Genomic DNA, 15,869 nt, shown 5'->3' on the forward strand with positions numbered 1-15,869 from the left:
ACCAGCAGCGTTCCAGTCGCGCAGGCGGCGCCAGCAAGTCATGCCGCTGCCGTACCCAAGGGATTGGGGAAGGTCTTCCCACGGAATGCCTGTTTGCAACACAAACAGGATGCCGTTGAGGGCGGCTTCATCGCTGACTGCGAGCTTGCGCGCACCGCCTTTGGAGGAAGGTACGAAGGCTGGGATGAGAGGTTGTAGCTGTCGCCACAGTTCTTTGCTTACGGGTCGTCGTGCCATGAGGGCAGCGAGCATAACGCTCTGCGGGGGGCTTCTGACCAAGTGGTGTTAGCCGCTCTAAGCGTTTGCGTGCTGTAGGCATCGAGAAGGGAGCATTGGCCACTGATGCAGCCTCATGAGAGTTCCTGGTGCGTTGAATCCGAAGCGACGGATGACTTCGACTGTGCAGACCTATGAGTAGTCCATAAGTTGCCCGGTTGATTTCACTCAATGAGCGTTCTGGCACGATAGCTAGATCGCAGTAGCAGCCGCTGATCAAGTCCGTTGTCAGGGGTGGATTCAACCGGTCAACGCAATACACTCATCAAACATCTCTGCAGGTGTTCTAAACGCCAGCGTCTTCCTGCGACGTTGGGTCAACTGCCTTTCAATCGCATCCAGTTCTTCCTGCGATTAGCCCGACAGGCCCAGGCCTTTGTGAAGATACTGCCTGAGTAAGCCGTTCATGTTCTCGTTGGTGCCCCGTCGCCATGGATGGTGGTGGTCGCAGAAGTAGATCTGGATGTCGGTTGCCAACGTGAAGCGCTTGTGACCAGCCATTTCCGTACCGCGATCCCTAGCAGGGGGACGGTGGAGCTCATGCCATGTGCTGTGCCAGGTGGCCAAGGTGATGCAGACCACACTGCGCCGTGGGTCGTATCGATGGGGAGGAGTTTGTGGCCGTTTTCCTGCATGCCGATGCCATCGGCGTGATGGCGCTGGCAGAGAGCTTTTGTGCGCCGCGATTGAAGCCGGCCCATGACGCCCGCCTTGTGCCGGTAGCGATAGCGGCGGAAAAATCTTTGACATAATCGCCGCCGCTTTGTATCTAAAAGTTTAGCAAAAGGAAAATATGCTCAAGCCGGTATGGTTGTCAGTTGCATTGCTGTCGGCGGTATGTATGGTGTCAGCTTGCGGTGGCGGAGGTGGCTCGGGAGACAGCCAGCCAGGCGGCAATCCGGGCACGGGGCTACCGGGAACCGGAACTCCGGGGACCGGGAATCCAGGGACGGGCAATCCGGGCACGGGTAACCCTGGAACAGGCGGCGGTACGGATGGCGGGGTCGGCAATTCCTGGCTGACTTTCAGCCCGGCATCGATTTCCCATACGGTGAGCGAGCGCAGTTTTTCCGAGGCCATTTCCGTGGTGGCCACGTCCAGCAAGACCATTGCCGAACCGGTCAATGTGGCTATCGTGGATACCGAGGGCGTGGTCGATCCGCAGATGACCGAGGTGATCCAGCTGGAAGCCACCCGCTATGAGGCGAGGTTGTCGGTATTGCCGACACTCAAGCCGGGCAAGTATCGCGGTGCGTTCACGGTCAAGCTCTGCCTGGACGATCCCCAGACCTGCCAGAGGCCCTATCCTGGTTCGCCGTGGCTGGTGCCGTACGAGATCGAAGTCACACCCTGGCAGAAGCCGCGCGCCGAGCACAAGCTGCTGGTCTCGGAGGTGGGTGTGGCACTGAGCGCCATGCCAGGCTTTTCGCGCCTGAGCCATTCGCTGCGCGTGTCCGACAATCTGGGTCAGGCGAGCCGCTGGCAGGCTCGTTCCGACCAGGCCTGGCTGAGCGTGACCGCGTCCGGCTCGGCCGGGCAAGAGCTGCAGATCCAGGCCGACCCTGCGGCGCTGGTCACGAATGCCATCAGCTATGCCACGGTCACCGTCAGCTCCACCGATGCGGGCGTGGCCGCCGCCCAGCCCGTGGTCGTGGCCCTGTGGAAGGGGGGGGAGGCATCGCGCCTGCTGGCCAGCGGCCATGGTGTGACCACGCCTTATCTGCAGTTGCTGGCCGACCCGATCCGGCCCCATGTCTATGCCCACAACGGCTATGGCACGGTGGACGTGTTCAACGTGTACACGGGCGCGCGCGTGGGGGCGCTGTCCGCGCCGGGCGCCAGGCTGAGCAAAATGCTGGCCTCTCCCGACGGTGCCTACCTGTATGTCTGGGACTTGCCGGGCCGGCAAATCCTTGTGTTCGATGTGCGCGCCGGCCAACTGACCGCGACTTGGCCGCTGACGCCGCTCAAAGCGGGCGAGTTCCTGGAGCAAGAGATCGATCTGGCCTATGCACGCCCGAATGGTACGGGCCTGGTGGTGTCGACCACGGGGCAGATTTTTCGGGCCTCGGATGGCAAGCAACTGGCTGGCGCGGTCGCCGAGCCTGGACGCTGGTGGCCATACTTCAGCGCCCAGCTGCAATCCAGCTATCTCGCGGTTTCGCCCGACGGCATGCGCGTTTTCTCCACGGATTCGCGCAGAAAATCGCCCAATACGCCGTTTTACTGGGATATGGACTACAGCGAGGAAAATGGCGGCAGCTTGTCGCTGTCCCGGCCGTTTACCGCGCCCTTGTCGCAGCAGCGCCTGGATCAGGCGGTGGGCCTTGTGGTGTCGCGTGATGGCAAGCAGGTGCTCATGCCAGAGTCCAACGGCATTTCCGCCTGGAGCACGCAAGATCTGTCACGGTTGGGAGCATTGCCACGACGCCAGGGGACAGGCGCGACCCTGGTCCTGGCCGCGGACGGCCGCATGGTCATCGACAGTGGCGACAACGGTCAATTCGACCTACTTGCGGCCGACGGCCAGTTGATTAGAAGCATGGCGCCCTTCTTGCCCGTGGCGGGCAGCAAGCCGGACGAGTCGACCATCATCCGCTCCTGGTCGCCCCGGCTGGCGGTGTCCTCGGACGGCGCTGTCGTGATCCAACGGGCCTACCATCAGGTGGGCCGGGAAACCACCTTCCTGCTGACCTTCATGCCCATCGCTCCCTGAGGCACAACGGTCCAGCCGGACTGCAACGGCCCCCGCTCTGCCCCGGCTGCAAGCCCAGGCCAAGAGCGCGGGCCTGCCTTTGAATTGCAGCATCAGCCATGGATGGCTTTGATGTGAACCAGCAATGCACCGTCACTGAGGTGGTGTCTTTGCTCGCTGCTGGCTGCTCGCACAAAGTGCTCGTGACCCGCTGATGCTTACATCCAGCAGCCGGCAATGCACCGAGATGGGTCACACCCTTCGATGCCCGCAAAGTCAGGTGCTGCCAGCGGGACGCTCATACGGGTGGTCAGCGCATCGACGCGAGCAAGCCGAACTGCTTGTGATTGGGATACAGCACATCGAACTTGGCCTGCGACTCATCCGACAGATTCACCATGATGACGCCGATGGCGAGCGTGCCCAGCACGGCGCCAGCACGTAGCCAATGCAGCCAGCGCATGGCTGCGGAGTACCGGTTCGGAGCGGTTGTCTTGGTGTTTATGAGATTGCGGGGGAGGGGCGAGTTGGAAGGAAGCGCTTGGCATACACCGATGCCCGCAGCCCGCCGACTTTCACGAGCCGATGATGACGGCGGCGCTACCGTGGGCGCAGGGACCCAGCGCAGGTCGCACAGTTTAGGCCCCCGGTGCGTGCGCACATGAAACCGTGTCATCGTGGCCAAGGCCATTGGCAATTCGTTCGCCGAGCCGCAGGGAGATACCTTTTCGGCTGGCTGGAACCTCAACCCTGACTGCGGACGGAAGAGCTATGCCTGTAGAGCCGCTGCCACGCTGTCCGGCCACCTCTTCACCGAACAGGCGGCGCTGCGCAGTGCGTTCGGGCAGGTCGAGCTGCACCGCGTCGTCCCGAGCGCTGGAGTCCGAGAAAGACACGAAACGGTCGTGACCTGGCGGCTCCACTGTTCTGGTCACGTCAGGCCGTGACTTCCGCGAGCAAGGTTTCGGCAGCAAGCTTGCCGAGCGCATTGCCAGCCAGCGGGCTGTCGCCCGTGATGAGTTGCCGGTCCCGGTGCACGGCGCCCGAGATGCCATCGTTCACGATCTCGATTCCCAAGGCCTTGAGCCTTTCGCCGAACTTCCAGGTCAGGTGACCCGGCATGTAGCCGATGTCGGGAGTCTGCGCGTCGAGCGCGTCGGGGAAGGCACATATCTTGTAGCCCCGGTAGATGTCGCTATCGCCAATCGCGAGGAATGCGGCAGGGCCGTGGCACAGGGAGATGACGAACCGGTTGTTGGCGGCCGCCCATTCCAGCACCGCCCCCACGTCACGGCTGTCGGGCAGGCCGATCAGTGCGCCATGCCCGCCAGGCACGAAGATGGCTGCATATTGCTCCAGGCCCTGCGCAAGCACAGACGACTGGCGCAGCGGCTGCTTGAACTGCGGGTGGTACTTGTCGAAGAAGCCCTTGACCGTCTCGTCTTCGGATGGCATGGCCCAGAACTCGAACTTGACGGGGTTTCCCGAAACCGTTGCCACGTCGAAGGCGAAGCCTGCCTTGTCGAGGTGGTACATGGGCAGCAAGGTTTCGACGGGATGGTTGCCGGTGGAAAAGAAGTTGCCGTTGTCGGTCAGCAGGTAGCGCTCGTCCGCGCCGATCATCAGGATCTTCTTGCTCCCTTGATAGGTTGTCGCGTAATGGGCATCCCGCAGGTCGGACTTGGGCGACGTGAACTGACTGAGCGAGTAGCGGGATGGAAAGAACGCATTGAACTCGGCCGGGTCAGGTTGAGGTTGCTTGTCCTGGGTAGCTTGTTCAGCCATGGGGTACCTCTCGGGTAGGTTGCGGAAGGTCCAACGATGCTGCGGCAAAAATCCTGTGGCAGTGAGGCATTTCCGTCAATGCAGTGCAGACAAAGTTGACGATCCGCTTGCATCTGTTCGATGTCCCCGACAGAGTCCATGTCGTTCATCGTCGCAAGACTCGGAGCCAAGCCTTTCTGACCGGCATGGCCTGTGCGGCCGATGCGGTGAACGTGCACTTCAGGGCTTCGGATTGCTCGATGCAATTTGCTCCGTAGCCAGTTGCTTTTGCTGCATGAATGGCGCTTGCAGGCAATGGCAGGTTCGGGCTCGTTGCGCATCAGTTCACAGAGCACAACCAGCCTGAATCTGGCGGCCAGCAGTCGGCTGGCGACCCGTTGCTGTCGCTCAGTTTCAGTTTGCGGGAGTCGGCTTTCGAGCCATCGTCGCTGATTGCGGACAGATTCCGTTGCCAACTGAGAAGCCAGAAGCGCTCGCCTTAAACCCCATCATTCGGCGCGGCGAGATGCCAGGTTGGCATGAATCCACGACGACACGTCCGTTACCGGAATGGAGCGGCGTTGGTTGAACGTGCCGCTCTTGGCCCACGACATGCCGCGCCCCTGGGCAAAGGCTGCACGGTACTTGCTCATCATGTTTTGCGGGTCGCGCGCCAGCTCATCCAGCAGGTACTGCTCGGTCCATACCGACCGGGTGAAAGAGCGGCCAAGGCCCGCCTCCAGCTTGTCCGCCACCTCGCCGTAAGTCACGGTGTCGCCTGCCAGATACACAATCTCGTTGCGGATGCGCGGTTGGGCGAACACCACTTCGGCCGTCAGCGCGCCGATGTCGTCGGGAGTGGTCAACGTCACTGCAGTATCAAGGCTTCCCAGGGCGTGGACCGCATGGTTGTGCAGGTCGACGACGCCGAACTCGGGCTCGAACAGGTAGCTCATGAACATGCCGGTGGAGATGATGACCCACTCCGTCTGATTCTGGCTGCGCAGCAGCTCACGTACGTCGAGCTGTGCGTCGAAGATGTCCTGCGGGCCGCCCCGGCCGATCACGTCGAAGTCGACCCCGAACTGCCAGGGGAAGTACCGGGGAATGCCTGACTGCAGCGCGGCCCGCGCCAGCTTCATCGGTGTGTTGATGCCGGCTGCATAGCCTGCGCACCCGATCACGGTGTCATAGCGCGCGAAAACCACGGCAAGCTCATCGATGGAGCTTTTCACCAGGTCGCCCAGGACGATCTCGATGCCGAGGCTACGAATCTCCGCGATATCCCGCTGCTTGGCAGGCTCGGAGGATTCCACGGCGCTGGCGCGCAGCAGCACGCTGATCTTGGTACCGGCCGCGCTCTTGGCACGACGTGCGAGGTTGCGAAGCACCGGCAGGCCGAGTTCGCCGGCACCGAGGACGAGGATGCTTCGAGACGTCGCGCTAGGGTCTAATTGGTTCATCGTGTGGACAGGAGATTGAGAGAGTTCTGGCAGTCTAGCCACGCACCGAAGATGATGTAAGAAGGCACACGCGTGATACCGAGAGCAAACCACAGTGAACCGAGACGAAATTCTTCAATACGCGCAGAACGTTTGCGATGGCCTGCGAGACGATGACGATGGGGTGCGACGCGAGGTGCTTGCGCATGCCGGAAACCGCTGGTCGCTTGGCATTCTTCATACGCTGGGGGTGTATGGCAGGCTGCGCCACGCGGAGATTGGCAGGCGTATGCACGGCGTCACCCAGCGCATGCTGACGCTGACACTGCGGCAGTTGGAGCGTGATGGCTTAGTGCTGCGCCATGACTTCGAAGAGGTGCCGCCCAGGGTGGAATACGAGCTGTCGGAAAACGGCATGGAGTTGCTCCTGCGCTTGGTGCCGCTGTGGACGTGGATCGTCGAGAATGCAGACCACTTTCGGGAAGCTAGGCAAACGTTTGACACTCTTCACTGCGATGCCGACTCATAGGCTGCTGCGGTGTTGACTAATAAAGCGGTCAGCCAAGCAGTCATTGCCAACAGCAGCTTCTGGCCGTTTGCCATCGTCTGAAAAGAGCAGCCTGCCTTGACGACATCAATACGCAGGCAGCGATCCCTTGTCGCTTAATCCTGCCAACATGCCGTCATAGGGGCTGCCGTTTGTTCGCCCTGCCGCCCAGCCACCAACCCCAATACAGCTTTTTTCTCCTGCGCCCGACCGCCGCGAGCAAGCGTGCTCCACGCCAGGATCACTTCAGCAAGATCATCGTCCTCGCAGTAAAGGTAGGCAGTCGGCACTCCGAGGATTTGCGCAATCCGGTGAGACTTTTCCACGGGTGGCCGCCATCGTCGTGTCCAAGCCGAAGACAACCATCCCAGCTTGCCTTCCGTTCTACGAATTCCGTAGAGACGCCCCTCGCCGATTCAACGAGCATCGCAGGATGCCTCATCATCCCGATCCTTCAACGGCTGCTTCTGCCGCGCCTCGGCTCGACGACCTCGCCATCGACGCCGTTCTGCACATGGGCGCCGCGCTGGATGTGCTGGACCTGCACGCTCGCCACAAGGTCACGGCCATCAATTGCGTGTGCCGCGATCTGCTGCGCATCTACTACGTGAAGGCCGATCAGGCGCAGTCGCTGGAGCCGCAGGACAAGGAATTGCTGGGCCTGCTGCACGACACGGCGGTGAACCTGGGCTATGCCATCGAGGTGGTGGACCATCTGAATGGCGACGAGGCCGACGACCCCATCCTCTATGCCGTGAGCTATCTGCTCAAGGCGGCCAAGCGGTTTGCGGATGAGGGCGTGGCGGCGGGATTGGCGTGCGGGGCTTGCGTTTGAAATAAGTGGTTGCTAAAGTGTCGCCATGCCCGAGAACGACATTTTCAAGGCCCTGGCCGACCCTACGCGCCGCTCCATCTTCGAGAAGCTGGCCGCTGGCAGCATGCATGCCAGCGCGCTGCGCGAGGGGATGGATATCAGCCAGTCGGCCATGTCCCAGCATCTGGCCGTGCTGCGCAATGCGGGGCTGGTGAGCGAGCAGCGGCAGGGGCGCTTCATGCATTACGAGGTCGATCCCGAAGGGCTGGCGCAGATTGCGGGCTGGCTGGCGAAGTACCGCGCCTACTGGCCGCAGCGCGTGGGTGCACTCAAGGGCCTGCTCAAGGACATGGACCAATGAACAAGATGAGCGATATGGACACCGACGATGCGGCCCGCGAGCTGGTGCAGGAGTACGCGCTGGACGCTCCGCCCGAGAAGGTCTGGCGCGCCCTGAGCATTCCCGAGCTGCGCGCGCACTGGCTGCCGGGCACCGAGCATGCCGAGCCTTTGCGGCAGGTGCCGCAGCAGGAACTGCGCCTGCGGCTGCGCGAGGCGGAGCCTCCCTTTCTTGAAAGCACGGTGGACCTGCAGATCAGCCCCGGCGCCGATGGCGGCACGCTGCTGCGCATCGTCCATGTGCTGACCGATGCGCGAGTACAGCCGGCCAGGGAGGCGGCCAACGACGGCGGCTTCCTGATGTACGCGACCTGAAACCCTGCCCGGGCAACGGGGCATGCGGCGCAGGGCCGCAGCCCTTTCTTTTTCACCACCACACACAGGAGTTCGCCCATGCGCGAATCGATGATGCTCGTCCCCATGGTTGTCGAACAGTCGGCGCGCGGAGAGCGGTCCTTCGACATCTACTCGCGCCTGCTGCGCGACCGCGTGATCTTTCTCAACGGCGAGGTCAACGACGCGGTCTCTGCCCTGGTCTGCGCGCAACTGCTGTTCCTGGAGGCGGAGAACCCGGACAAGCCCATTCACCTCTACATCAACTCGCCGGGCGGGGTGATCACCAGCGGGCTGGCCATGTACGACACCATGCAGTTCATCAAGTCACCCGTGCACACGCTGTGCATGGGCACGGCGCGCTCCATGGGCTCCTTCCTGCTCATGGCCGGCGAGCCCGGCCACCGCATGGCCCTGCCCAACGCCAGCCTGCACGTGCACCAGCCGCTGGGCGGCGTGCAGGGCCAGGCCTCCGACATCCGCATCCATGCCGAGGAAATGCTGCGCACCAAGGACCGCGTGACACGCCTGTACGCCCAGCACTGCGGCCGCAGCTACGAAGAGGTGGAACGCGACCTGGACCGCGACCGCTTCATGACCGCAGAAGAAGCCCGCGAATGGGGCCTGATAGACAAGGTCCTGGACCGGCGCACGGCAACCCCCTGAGCCGCCGCGCCAGCGAGCGGCTGCCTTTCTCCCCACTCCCGTATGTCCGCGCCTGCGGCGTGGCGGTTGCGGGGTTGCAAGCCTGCCGAAGGACAGGCTTGCTTCGTCATCTGACTCGCCGTGATGTTTGAACGTAGCGCGCAGCGCGAAGTGAGTTTCACGGCGAACCCCGCAACCGCCACGACGCAGGTTGCCCCGTAGCGAAGCGAAGGGGTCGCAGACATTCGGGTCGTCTTTCTTTGGCCTACCTTTCTTTGACGAATCAAAGAAAGGTAGGTCGGCCGCCGGGCCGAGACCCGGCCTCGAACGAAAACCACCCGGCAGGGGCAAAGACGGACCCTGGCCCACGCCAGAAGGCTAACCCCGCCCCCTCATCACCCCCGCCAACAACGGCATCCCCGTCCTCCGAGTGAACTCCTCATAACTGATGGGCGCACTCATCCGCGTATCCGGGCTATTGGCCTGCCAGTGCGCCCAGGCACGCCCCGTGCTCGCGTCGTAGACCAGCTTGAAGATATGGCTGGGCACATGGACCTTGCCCGGCCCGATGGTCAGGGGCTGGCCGTCGAACACCGGGCCGGTGAAGACGTAGACATCGCCCTTGGCGCGCTGGGCATAGCGGCGCGTGTCCTGCTCGACCTTGCTCCAGACGCCGCCGTTGTGGGTCTGGTCCTGGGGAACCATGTTGGCCAGGCTGAAGCTCTGGGCCATGGCCTCGGGCGAGTACATGTCGCCGGCCGGCGCCATGTGGCCGCGCGAGTAGCCGGAGCGGCGGTAGTCGTCCAGTTCGGCACGCTCGGCGCGGGGCAGGCGGGCATCGGCATAGAACTTGTCGCTGCGCTTGAGGCCCTGGCCCTGCTCCAGCAACTGGCGGTTCAGGCGCTCCACCACGAAGACGGGCGTCTTGGTCTGTCCGCTGTGCAGCACGGCGAAGGCGCTGAAGCACAGCTCGCGCTGAAGGGGCTGGACCTGCAGGGCAGGGGGCTCGCCACCGGGGAAGAAATCGCGGCAGTGCGAAAAGCCCGTGGCCAGGCTGCCGGCAGGCGGGCTGCCACCACCGGAGGCCGTGCCCGAACCTGTCTCCGGCTGCTTGCGCAGGTGCTCCAGCCCGGGGATGGGCAGGGTGGACAGCAGGGGCGGCTCGGGCAGCTTGGGATGCCAGTTCGGGTCCAGGCTGCAGCTGGCGATCTGGAAGGTGCCCGCTGCCGCGACCACGGCGGCGATCACGGAGCGCCACAGTCCGCTGCGGCCGCTGCGGCCGGAGGCTTTCTTCTTGGAGGCGGGGGAGGAACTGCGCTTGCGCGCGGAAGGCTTCTTGTTCTTGACTGTCATTCGGGGGCGGCAGGCGCTGGCCGCAGGGAGGCAAGTCCGCAATGGCGCGGGTTCTGGTTCGGGTCCTAGGAATTCTCCTATGTTTCCAGGCCCCCAAATGTGTCCAGGTGCTCCGAAAGCGAGCCGTGCGCTGCCGGTCCTCAGGCCTTGGGCTGGAGACGGGCCGTCCGGTGTTCGGACGGCGCGCCGAACCAGCACAGCGCCAGCGCCAGCACCGCGATGCCGCCCAGCGAAAGAAAGGCCGCATCAAAGCCGAAGCGCTGCGCGATCCAGCCCGCCAGTGCCGGGCTGGCGGCCGCGCCCAGGCCCTGCAGCGTCATCACGGCGCCCAGGCCCGCGTTGACGTGGCCGGTGCCGCGCAGCGTCTGCGCGACCAGGCCCGGCAGGGCAACGCCCAGCAGCCCGGCGCCCACGCCGTCCAGCACCTGCACGGGGATCAGCGCCCAGTCGGAGCCCCAGGTGGCGGCGACCAGGCCGCGCAGCGGCAGCGACAGCAGGGCCGCCTTGACCAGCAGCCAGTAGCCGCTGCGCTGGGCGTGGCGCCCGGCGAGCAGGGCCATGGGGATCATGACCAGTTGCGCCACGATGATGGTCAGCGCCGTGAAGCCGCTGGGGTTGGCATGGCCGCGCGCCACGGCGGCCTGGCCCAGCAGCGGCAGCATGGCGGCATTGCCCAGGTGGAACAGCAGCATGGCCACGGCCAGCACCCGCAGCGCCGGCGTGCCCGTGAGCACGTGTATCAGGCCGGGTGCGCAAGGCCCGGCCTGCTCTGGGGGCGGCGTGTCTTGCGGGGTTTCATCCAGCCGCATCAGCGCCAGGCAGGCCAGCGAGGCGCAGCCCATCAGGGCCATGAGCACGAAGACGGAAGGCAGTCCCCAGCGCAGGCCCATGGCCCCCGCCAGTGCGGCCGTGGCCACGTTGCCGGCGTGGTTCCAGGCTTCGTTGATGCCCAGTTGCCGGGGCAGGTCCGTATGGCCGGTGATCTGCAGCGTGATGCCCAGCAGGCAGGGGGCGATCAAGGCCGCGACCACGCCGGTGATGACCTGCGATGCCGCCGTCACGGCCAGCGACGGTGCGATCCAGATGGCCAGGTTGCCCGCCAGCAGCAGGGCGATGGCCGCTGCCAGCAGCCTGCGCTTGCGGCGCGAGGCATCGACCAGCGCGCCCAGCGGCGTGGTGGCCAGCATGCCCGTGATGCCGCCCAGGGCCATGACGTAGCCGATGTCGTCCAGCCGCCAGCCCTGGGCGAGCAGGAAGACGCCCAGGAAGGGGCCCAGGCCGCGTCGCGCACATCGGCCAGGAAGAAGTGGAGCCCCGGCAGCCAGCGCCGCGCATGGTGGTGCGTGCGGTGCATGGCGGCTTCCTTCAGCGCAAAGGGCCCTTGAACACGAAGAAGGCGCCCAGGCAGATGAAGCCGAAGCCTACCAGGTGGTTGAGGGTGAGCTTCTCGCCCAGGTAGAGCACGGAGAAGACGGCGAACACCACCAGCGTGATCACCTCCTGGATGGTCTTGAGCTCGGCCGCGCTGTAGACCTCATGGCCGAGCCGGTTGGCAGGCACGGCGAAGCAGTACTCGGCCAGCGCGATCAGCCAGCTCACCAGGATGACGAGGTACAGCGGCCGGTTCTCGAACTTCAGGTGCCCGTACCAGGCGAAGGTCATGAAGACGTTGGAGATCAGCAGCAGCAGGACGGGGGCGATCTTGGGGGACATGGCGGGCTCGGTGAAAGCGGGAGAGCAGGGCAGCAGGGAAGCAGGAAACCAGGAAGGGGCAGGAACCCGCCCGGCCCCGGTGGCCGGGCGGTGGCGTCAGCGCGCGCGGTCGTACAGCGGCTGCAGGTCCGACAGGCTCGCACCCATGCTGATGGCCTCCAGCGAGGTGCCGTGCGCGTTGCGCGTGCCCAGGCCCGAGGCGGCAAGAAGCTGGCCCTGCTGCAACGGCTGCTGCAGCGCATGGGGGGCAAAGCGCACGATGGCGCCGTCGGACAGGATGACGCCGTTGGCATCGCCGCGCGGGCCGGTGAGAACGGCCTCGATGCGGCCCTGGGCCTGCTGCGTCTGCAGTCCGGCCATGCGCAGGTGCGGGGGCATGGGGCGGGCGCGGCCGGGCTCCGGTGGCTGGTCATACACGGTCTGGCCGGTGGCGGTGTTCACGATGGCGTCGGCCTTGACCGCACCACCGGCTTCGCTGCGGCCGATGATGCGCACCGTGTCGCCCACCTTCACGGCGGTCGTCAGCGCATCGGCCATGTGGGGTGGGAACCGGACCACCGTGCCATCGGTCAGGCGCAACCCGTCCACTTCCCCGTAAGGGTTGGTGAGCAGCCGGGCGACTGGGCTCTCGAGCACGGCCTGCGCGTGCGGCATGGCCGCGTGGGGCGCGCCAGGGCCGTGGGCAGGCAGGGGCGGGGCGGCATGCGCGTTCAGTGCGCTGGCACCCAGCCACAGGGCGGCGGAAGAAAGGGTGAGACGGGTCATGATGGCTCCTGGGTTGGCGATGGACATGCACAGTCCAATGCAAGCGCCATGCCATCCGGAAACCTCATGAAATCAAGGGCTTGCGGTCGCTGATGCGGGCCATGTGTCCGAGATGGCGACAGGGGGTGTCACCCATTCGGACACCGCAGGCGGCGCCTGTGCCCGCTGCTGCCTCAACCCAGGCCGAACTCCGCCAGCTTGCGGTACAGCTGCTGGCGCGACAGTCCCAGGCGGCGTGCGGCCTCGGCACGGTTGCCCGTGGCGGCGGCCAGTGCACGCGTGACCATTTCACGTTCCAGCTGGGCGACGGCGGGGGCCAGCGGCCCGTTCCAGTCGATGGCGGGGCCGTTCGCCGCCGCAGGCTGCAGGCCGATGTGCTCGGGCCCGATGACCGGCCCGGGGCACAGCAGGGCCGCGCGCTCCATGGCGTTGCGCAGCTCGCGCACGTTGCCGGGCCAGTCGTGCGCCAGCAGCAGGCGCGCGGCGTCGGCCCCCAGGCGCTTGGGCGAGGCGCCGCCGCCTTGGCGCAGGAAATGCTCGGCCAGCAGCAGCACGTCGCCCAGGCGCTCGCGCAGCGGCGGCAGGTGCACGGGCACGACCTGGAGCCGGTACCAGAGATCCTCGCGAAAGCGCCCCTGCCTGACGGCGTCCGGCAGGTCGCGGTGCGTGGCCGCGATGATGCGCACGTTCACGGGCAGCGCCCGGCTGGCGCCCACGGGCGTGATCTCGCGCTCCTGCAGCGCCCGGAGGATCTTGGCCTGCGTGGGCAGCGGCATGTCGCCCACTTCATCGAGGAACAGCGTGCCGCCCTGCGCCTCGCGAAAGCGCCCGGCGCGGTCGCTGGCGGCGCCCGTGAAGGCGCCCTTCACATGGCCGAAGAGTTCGCTTTCCATCAGGTCTGCCGGAATGGCGGCGCAGTTGACGGCCACGAAGGGGCGTTCCGCCCGGGCGCTGTTGCGGTGCAGGGCGCGTGCCACCAGTTCCTTGCCCGTGCCGGTCTCGCCCAGCACCAGCACGGTGGCGTCGCTGTCCGCCGCCAGGCCGATGCGCTTGAAGACCTGCCGCATGGCCTCGCTGCCGCTGACCAGTTCACCATCGTCATGCATCTGCGGCTGGCCGGCTTGGCCGTCCCCGCAGTCCTGGGCCGGCCCTGCGCCTTGCAGCGCGCGGTCCAGGGCCTCAACCAGGGCGGTGCGGGCGATGGGTTTGGTCAGGTGGTCGAAGGCGCCCAGGCGCATGGCCTCGATGGTGTTGCCGCCGCTGGCGTAGGCCGTGAGCATGATGCAGGGCGCCCGCGAGAGGCCGCGGGCCTTGCGCAGGAAGGCCAGGCCGTCCTCGCCCGGCATGCGCAGGTCCACGATGGCCGCATCCACGGACCCGGCCTGCAGGATCTGCAGCCCCGCCGCCACGGTCGGGGCCTGGCTGACCCCATGGCCCAGGTCGCCCAGCATCTCGGCCAGGCTTTCACGGAAGGCCGTGTCGTCGTCCACGATCAGGATGCGGGCCATGGAAATTCCATTTCTATGCGGGTGCCTTGTGCAGTCTTGCCTTGTGCAGTCTTGGCCAGGGCGATCCGGCCGCCGTGGGCCTGGACGATTTCGCGCACCAGCGCCAATCCCAGCCCGGTGCCGCCGGGGCGTGCGGTGGTGAAGGGCTCGAACAGCGTGTCGCGCAGTTCGGCCGCGATGCCGGTGCCGTCATCGGCAATCCACAGCCGCAGGCAGCCTTTGGCGTCCCGGTCCGCGCCCAGTTCCACGCGGCCGCCGTCCGCCGTGTGCGCCAGGGCGTTGAGCAGCAGATTGTCCAGCGCGCGGGCCATCTGTGCGGGGTCCAGCAGCGGGCGGCGCCCTTCCCGCAGGTCCCGGGCAAGGCCGGCGGACACCGCCGTTGCCAGCTGCACGCCGCTGGCCTGGGCCATTTCTGCATGGGCCTGGAGCCTTTCGTCCAGCAGCTGCTGCAGGTCCACGGGCTCCGGGTGCACGCGGAAGGGCTGGGTCAAGGCCAGCAGGCTCGATACCAGGTCTTCCAGGCGCGCGGTCTGTGCCAGCACGGCCTCCAGGGCGCCCTGGCTGCGGGCCTGCCGCAGTGGCTCGGGCGCGGCCAGGGCGTTCTCGGCCTTCATGCGCATGGTGCCCAGCGGGTTGCGGATCTCGTGCGCCAGGCCGGCCGAAAGCCGGCCCAGGGTGGCCAGCCGTTCGGCGCCGAGCAGTTGCTGCTCCATCTGTGCCGACTGCCGCTGCCAGCGCCGCAGCATTCTGCCCAGCCACAGGCCCGAGACCAGGACCATGCCCAGCAGCAGGCTGACGGCAAGGATGAGGGGGTTGACCACGTCGGCGCTGATCAGGGGGACGCGCATCAGCGTCCAGGCCACCAGGGCGGGCGCATCGGCCTGGGCCGGGCAGGCGGCAAAGACCACCGCCTCGCGCAGGCCGGGGCGCAGGTCGGTCACCAGCCCGGCGCTGTCCCTTGCGCGCTGGGCGGTGGAGGCGATGCGCTCCATCTCCGCACTGGGCGCATCGCGCTTGATGCCCGAGCCGTCATAGGTGGGAAAGGCATAGGCCACCACGCCGGGGCCCTCGCGCCAGAAGCCGCCTTCCATGCCGGGGCGGTCGCGCAGCGCCAGGTCCAGCACGGCCTGCGCGGCGGACCGGGCCTGTGCGCTGGGCGTGTCCGCCATCAGCCCCGCCAGTCCCATGCGCGCGGCCCCGGCCTGCAGCGCGCTGCAGCTGACGCCTGCGGCGTCGCGGGCGCGGGCAATCTGCGGTTCGGTGCCCTGCCGGGTCAACAGCAACAGCAGCCATGCCAGCACCAGGGCGACGGCCGAGATGGTGAGCCAGAGGATCACCAGATCCCGTTGGATGGACTTTTGCGGGGACAGGGCCGGCTCCTGAAGTGATGCGCTGGAACATACACCGAAAGGGGGGCCGCGCCTGGCAACCAGGGCAGCTTCGTCCTGCGCAGCCGCCGTGAAAGTAACGCCGTGGCGTGCCGGCGTTACGTGACATCGCCCGTAACGCTGCGGGGTGACACGGTGGCGGCTGCGCCTGAGTTACCAAATAAATCAATAGGTTACAGATGGATTTGCGTTGGATGAAGACGTCCAGGCCCATGGCACGCTTGTTG

General features: G+C 65.9%; 16 protein-coding genes and 2 pseudogenes. 7 read left to right on the top strand and 11 right to left on the bottom strand.

Annotation, left to right across the window (positions count from 1 at the left end; genetic code table 11):
• Positions 1-237, bottom strand: a 237-nt coding sequence (locus HFGMBDPB_RS28830) for a transposase (RefSeq protein ID WP_249343495.1), incomplete at its 3' end; no start/stop codon positions are given.
• A gap of 279 nt (positions 238-516) precedes the next feature.
• Positions 517-816, bottom strand: a pseudogene (locus HFGMBDPB_RS29865) (IS30 family transposase); the annotation flags it as partial.
• Between the two features lie 50 nt (positions 817-866).
• On the opposite strand from HFGMBDPB_RS29865, the gene HFGMBDPB_RS28835 reads away from it, so the two are divergent.
• Both HFGMBDPB_RS28835 and HFGMBDPB_RS28840 read left to right on the top strand, forming a co-directional pair.
• Positions 867-1,028 (top strand): hypothetical protein, encoded by a 162-nt coding sequence (locus HFGMBDPB_RS28835; RefSeq protein ID WP_212646756.1) that lies wholly within the window; start codon positions 867-869, stop codon positions 1,026-1,028.
• A gap of 41 nt (positions 1,029-1,069) precedes the next feature.
• Positions 1,070-2,992: a hypothetical protein gene (locus tag HFGMBDPB_RS28840; protein WP_212646757.1), complete on the top strand. Its 1,923-nt coding sequence runs from the start codon at positions 1,070-1,072 to the stop codon at positions 2,990-2,992.
• 289 nt (positions 2,993-3,281) lie between these two features.
• On the opposite strand, the gene HFGMBDPB_RS28845 is transcribed toward HFGMBDPB_RS28840, so the two are convergent.
• The 3 genes from HFGMBDPB_RS28845 to HFGMBDPB_RS28855 form a co-directional block, all read right to left on the bottom strand.
• The gene (locus HFGMBDPB_RS28845) at positions 3,282-3,434 is read right to left on the bottom strand and encodes a hypothetical protein (RefSeq protein ID WP_212646758.1); all 153 of its coding nucleotides are present in this window, start codon (positions 3,432-3,434) and stop codon (positions 3,282-3,284) included.
• A 473-nt stretch (positions 3,435-3,907) separates the two neighbouring features.
• Complete coding sequence (gene hchA / locus HFGMBDPB_RS28850; protein WP_212646759.1) at positions 3,908-4,756, bottom strand: glyoxalase III HchA; 849 nt, start codon at positions 4,754-4,756, stop codon at positions 3,908-3,910.
• A 488-nt stretch (positions 4,757-5,244) separates the two neighbouring features.
• Positions 5,245-6,198 carry an aromatic alcohol reductase gene (locus HFGMBDPB_RS28855; RefSeq protein ID WP_212646760.1) on the bottom strand — a complete coding sequence of 318 codons (954 nt, stop codon included), beginning with the start codon at positions 6,196-6,198 and terminating at the stop codon, positions 5,245-5,247.
• Between the two features lie 94 nt (positions 6,199-6,292).
• Here HFGMBDPB_RS28855 and HFGMBDPB_RS28860 point away from each other — a divergent pair, with 94 nt between their 5' ends.
• The 5 genes from HFGMBDPB_RS28860 to HFGMBDPB_RS28880 all read left to right on the top strand — a co-directional run bounded on the left by HFGMBDPB_RS28860 (position 6,293) and on the right by HFGMBDPB_RS28880 (position 8,936).
• Positions 6,293-6,706, top strand: a complete 414-nt coding sequence (locus tag HFGMBDPB_RS28860; protein WP_349305399.1) for a winged helix-turn-helix transcriptional regulator — start codon at positions 6,293-6,295, stop codon at positions 6,704-6,706.
• Positions 6,707-7,157: 451 nt separating this feature from the next.
• A complete protein-coding gene (locus HFGMBDPB_RS28865) occupies positions 7,158-7,559 on the top strand; it encodes a hypothetical protein (protein WP_203399853.1) in 402 nt (133 codons plus the stop codon).
• Positions 7,560-7,584: 25 nt separating this feature from the next.
• Entirely contained in the window at positions 7,585-7,899 is a 315-nt protein-coding gene (locus HFGMBDPB_RS28870) for an ArsR/SmtB family transcription factor (RefSeq protein ID WP_212646761.1), read from the top strand.
• The gene (locus HFGMBDPB_RS28875; protein WP_046240534.1) at positions 7,896-8,252 is read left to right on the top strand and encodes an SRPBCC family protein; all 357 of its coding nucleotides are present in this window, start codon (positions 7,896-7,898) and stop codon (positions 8,250-8,252) included. Before HFGMBDPB_RS28870 ends, HFGMBDPB_RS28875 begins: the two co-directional genes overlap by 4 nt.
• Before the next feature lie 78 nt (positions 8,253-8,330).
• Positions 8,331-8,936 (top strand): ATP-dependent Clp protease proteolytic subunit, encoded by a 606-nt coding sequence (locus tag HFGMBDPB_RS28880; protein WP_012203975.1) that lies wholly within the window; start codon positions 8,331-8,333, stop codon positions 8,934-8,936.
• A 357-nt stretch (positions 8,937-9,293) separates the two neighbouring features.
• On the opposite strand, the gene HFGMBDPB_RS28885 is transcribed toward HFGMBDPB_RS28880, so the two are convergent.
• The 6 genes and pseudogenes from HFGMBDPB_RS28885 to HFGMBDPB_RS28910 all read right to left on the bottom strand — a co-directional run bounded on the left by HFGMBDPB_RS28885 (position 9,294) and on the right by HFGMBDPB_RS28910 (position 15,591).
• Positions 9,294-10,268, bottom strand: a complete 975-nt coding sequence (locus tag HFGMBDPB_RS28885; RefSeq protein WP_074921685.1) for a DNA/RNA non-specific endonuclease — start codon at positions 10,266-10,268, stop codon at positions 9,294-9,296.
• 140 nt (positions 10,269-10,408) lie between these two features.
• Positions 10,409-11,622 (bottom strand): annotated as a pseudogene (locus tag HFGMBDPB_RS28890) (MFS transporter).
• Positions 11,623-11,633: 11 nt separating this feature from the next.
• Positions 11,634-11,981: a DMT family protein gene (locus HFGMBDPB_RS28895; RefSeq protein ID WP_012203978.1), complete on the bottom strand. Its 348-nt coding sequence runs from the start codon at positions 11,979-11,981 to the stop codon at positions 11,634-11,636.
• 96 nt (positions 11,982-12,077) lie between these two features.
• A complete protein-coding gene (locus HFGMBDPB_RS28900) occupies positions 12,078-12,746 on the bottom strand; it encodes a hypothetical protein (RefSeq protein WP_016450337.1) in 669 nt (222 codons plus the stop codon).
• A 173-nt stretch (positions 12,747-12,919) separates the two neighbouring features.
• Positions 12,920-14,254 carry a sigma-54-dependent transcriptional regulator gene (locus HFGMBDPB_RS28905; protein ID WP_212646762.1) on the bottom strand — a complete coding sequence of 445 codons (1,335 nt, stop codon included), beginning with the start codon at positions 14,252-14,254 and terminating at the stop codon, positions 12,920-12,922.
• Entirely contained in the window at positions 14,239-15,591 is a 1,353-nt protein-coding gene (locus HFGMBDPB_RS28910; protein ID WP_349305400.1) for a sensor histidine kinase, read from the bottom strand. Before HFGMBDPB_RS28910 ends, HFGMBDPB_RS28905 begins: the two co-directional genes overlap by 16 nt.
• Positions 15,592-15,869: the final 278 nt, after the last annotated feature.

Source organism: Delftia sp. PE138 (genome assembly GCF_018320755.1).
GTDB lineage: Bacteria > Pseudomonadota > Gammaproteobacteria > Burkholderiales > Burkholderiaceae_C > Comamonas > Comamonas tsuruhatensis.

Coding starts and splice junctions, on each gene's coding strand:
- HFGMBDPB_RS28840 (WP_212646757.1), top strand. CDS start 1,070: ATGCTCAAGCCGGTATGGTTGTCAGTTGCATTGCTGTCGGCGGTATGT.
- HFGMBDPB_RS28845 (WP_212646758.1), bottom strand. CDS start 3,434: ATGCGCTGGCTGCATTGGCTACGTGCTGGCGCCGTGCTGGGCACGCTC.
- hchA (WP_212646759.1), bottom strand. CDS start 4,756: ATGGCTGAACAAGCTACCCAGGACAAGCAACCTCAACCTGACCCGGCC.
- HFGMBDPB_RS28855 (WP_212646760.1), bottom strand. CDS start 6,198: ATGAACCAATTAGACCCTAGCGCGACGTCTCGAAGCATCCTCGTCCTC.
- HFGMBDPB_RS28865 (WP_203399853.1), top strand. CDS start 7,158: ATGCCTCATCATCCCGATCCTTCAACGGCTGCTTCTGCCGCGCCTCGG.
- HFGMBDPB_RS28870 (WP_212646761.1), top strand. CDS start 7,585: ATGCCCGAGAACGACATTTTCAAGGCCCTGGCCGACCCTACGCGCCGC.
- HFGMBDPB_RS28875 (WP_046240534.1), top strand. CDS start 7,896: ATGAACAAGATGAGCGATATGGACACCGACGATGCGGCCCGCGAGCTG.
- HFGMBDPB_RS28880 (WP_012203975.1), top strand. CDS start 8,331: ATGCGCGAATCGATGATGCTCGTCCCCATGGTTGTCGAACAGTCGGCG.
- HFGMBDPB_RS28885 (WP_074921685.1), bottom strand. CDS start 10,268: ATGACAGTCAAGAACAAGAAGCCTTCCGCGCGCAAGCGCAGTTCCTCC.
- HFGMBDPB_RS28895 (WP_012203978.1), bottom strand. CDS start 11,981: ATGTCCCCCAAGATCGCCCCCGTCCTGCTGCTGCTGATCTCCAACGTC.
- HFGMBDPB_RS28900 (WP_016450337.1), bottom strand. CDS start 12,746: ATGACCCGTCTCACCCTTTCTTCCGCCGCCCTGTGGCTGGGTGCCAGC.
- HFGMBDPB_RS28905 (WP_212646762.1), bottom strand. CDS start 14,254: ATGGCCCGCATCCTGATCGTGGACGACGACACGGCCTTCCGTGAAAGC.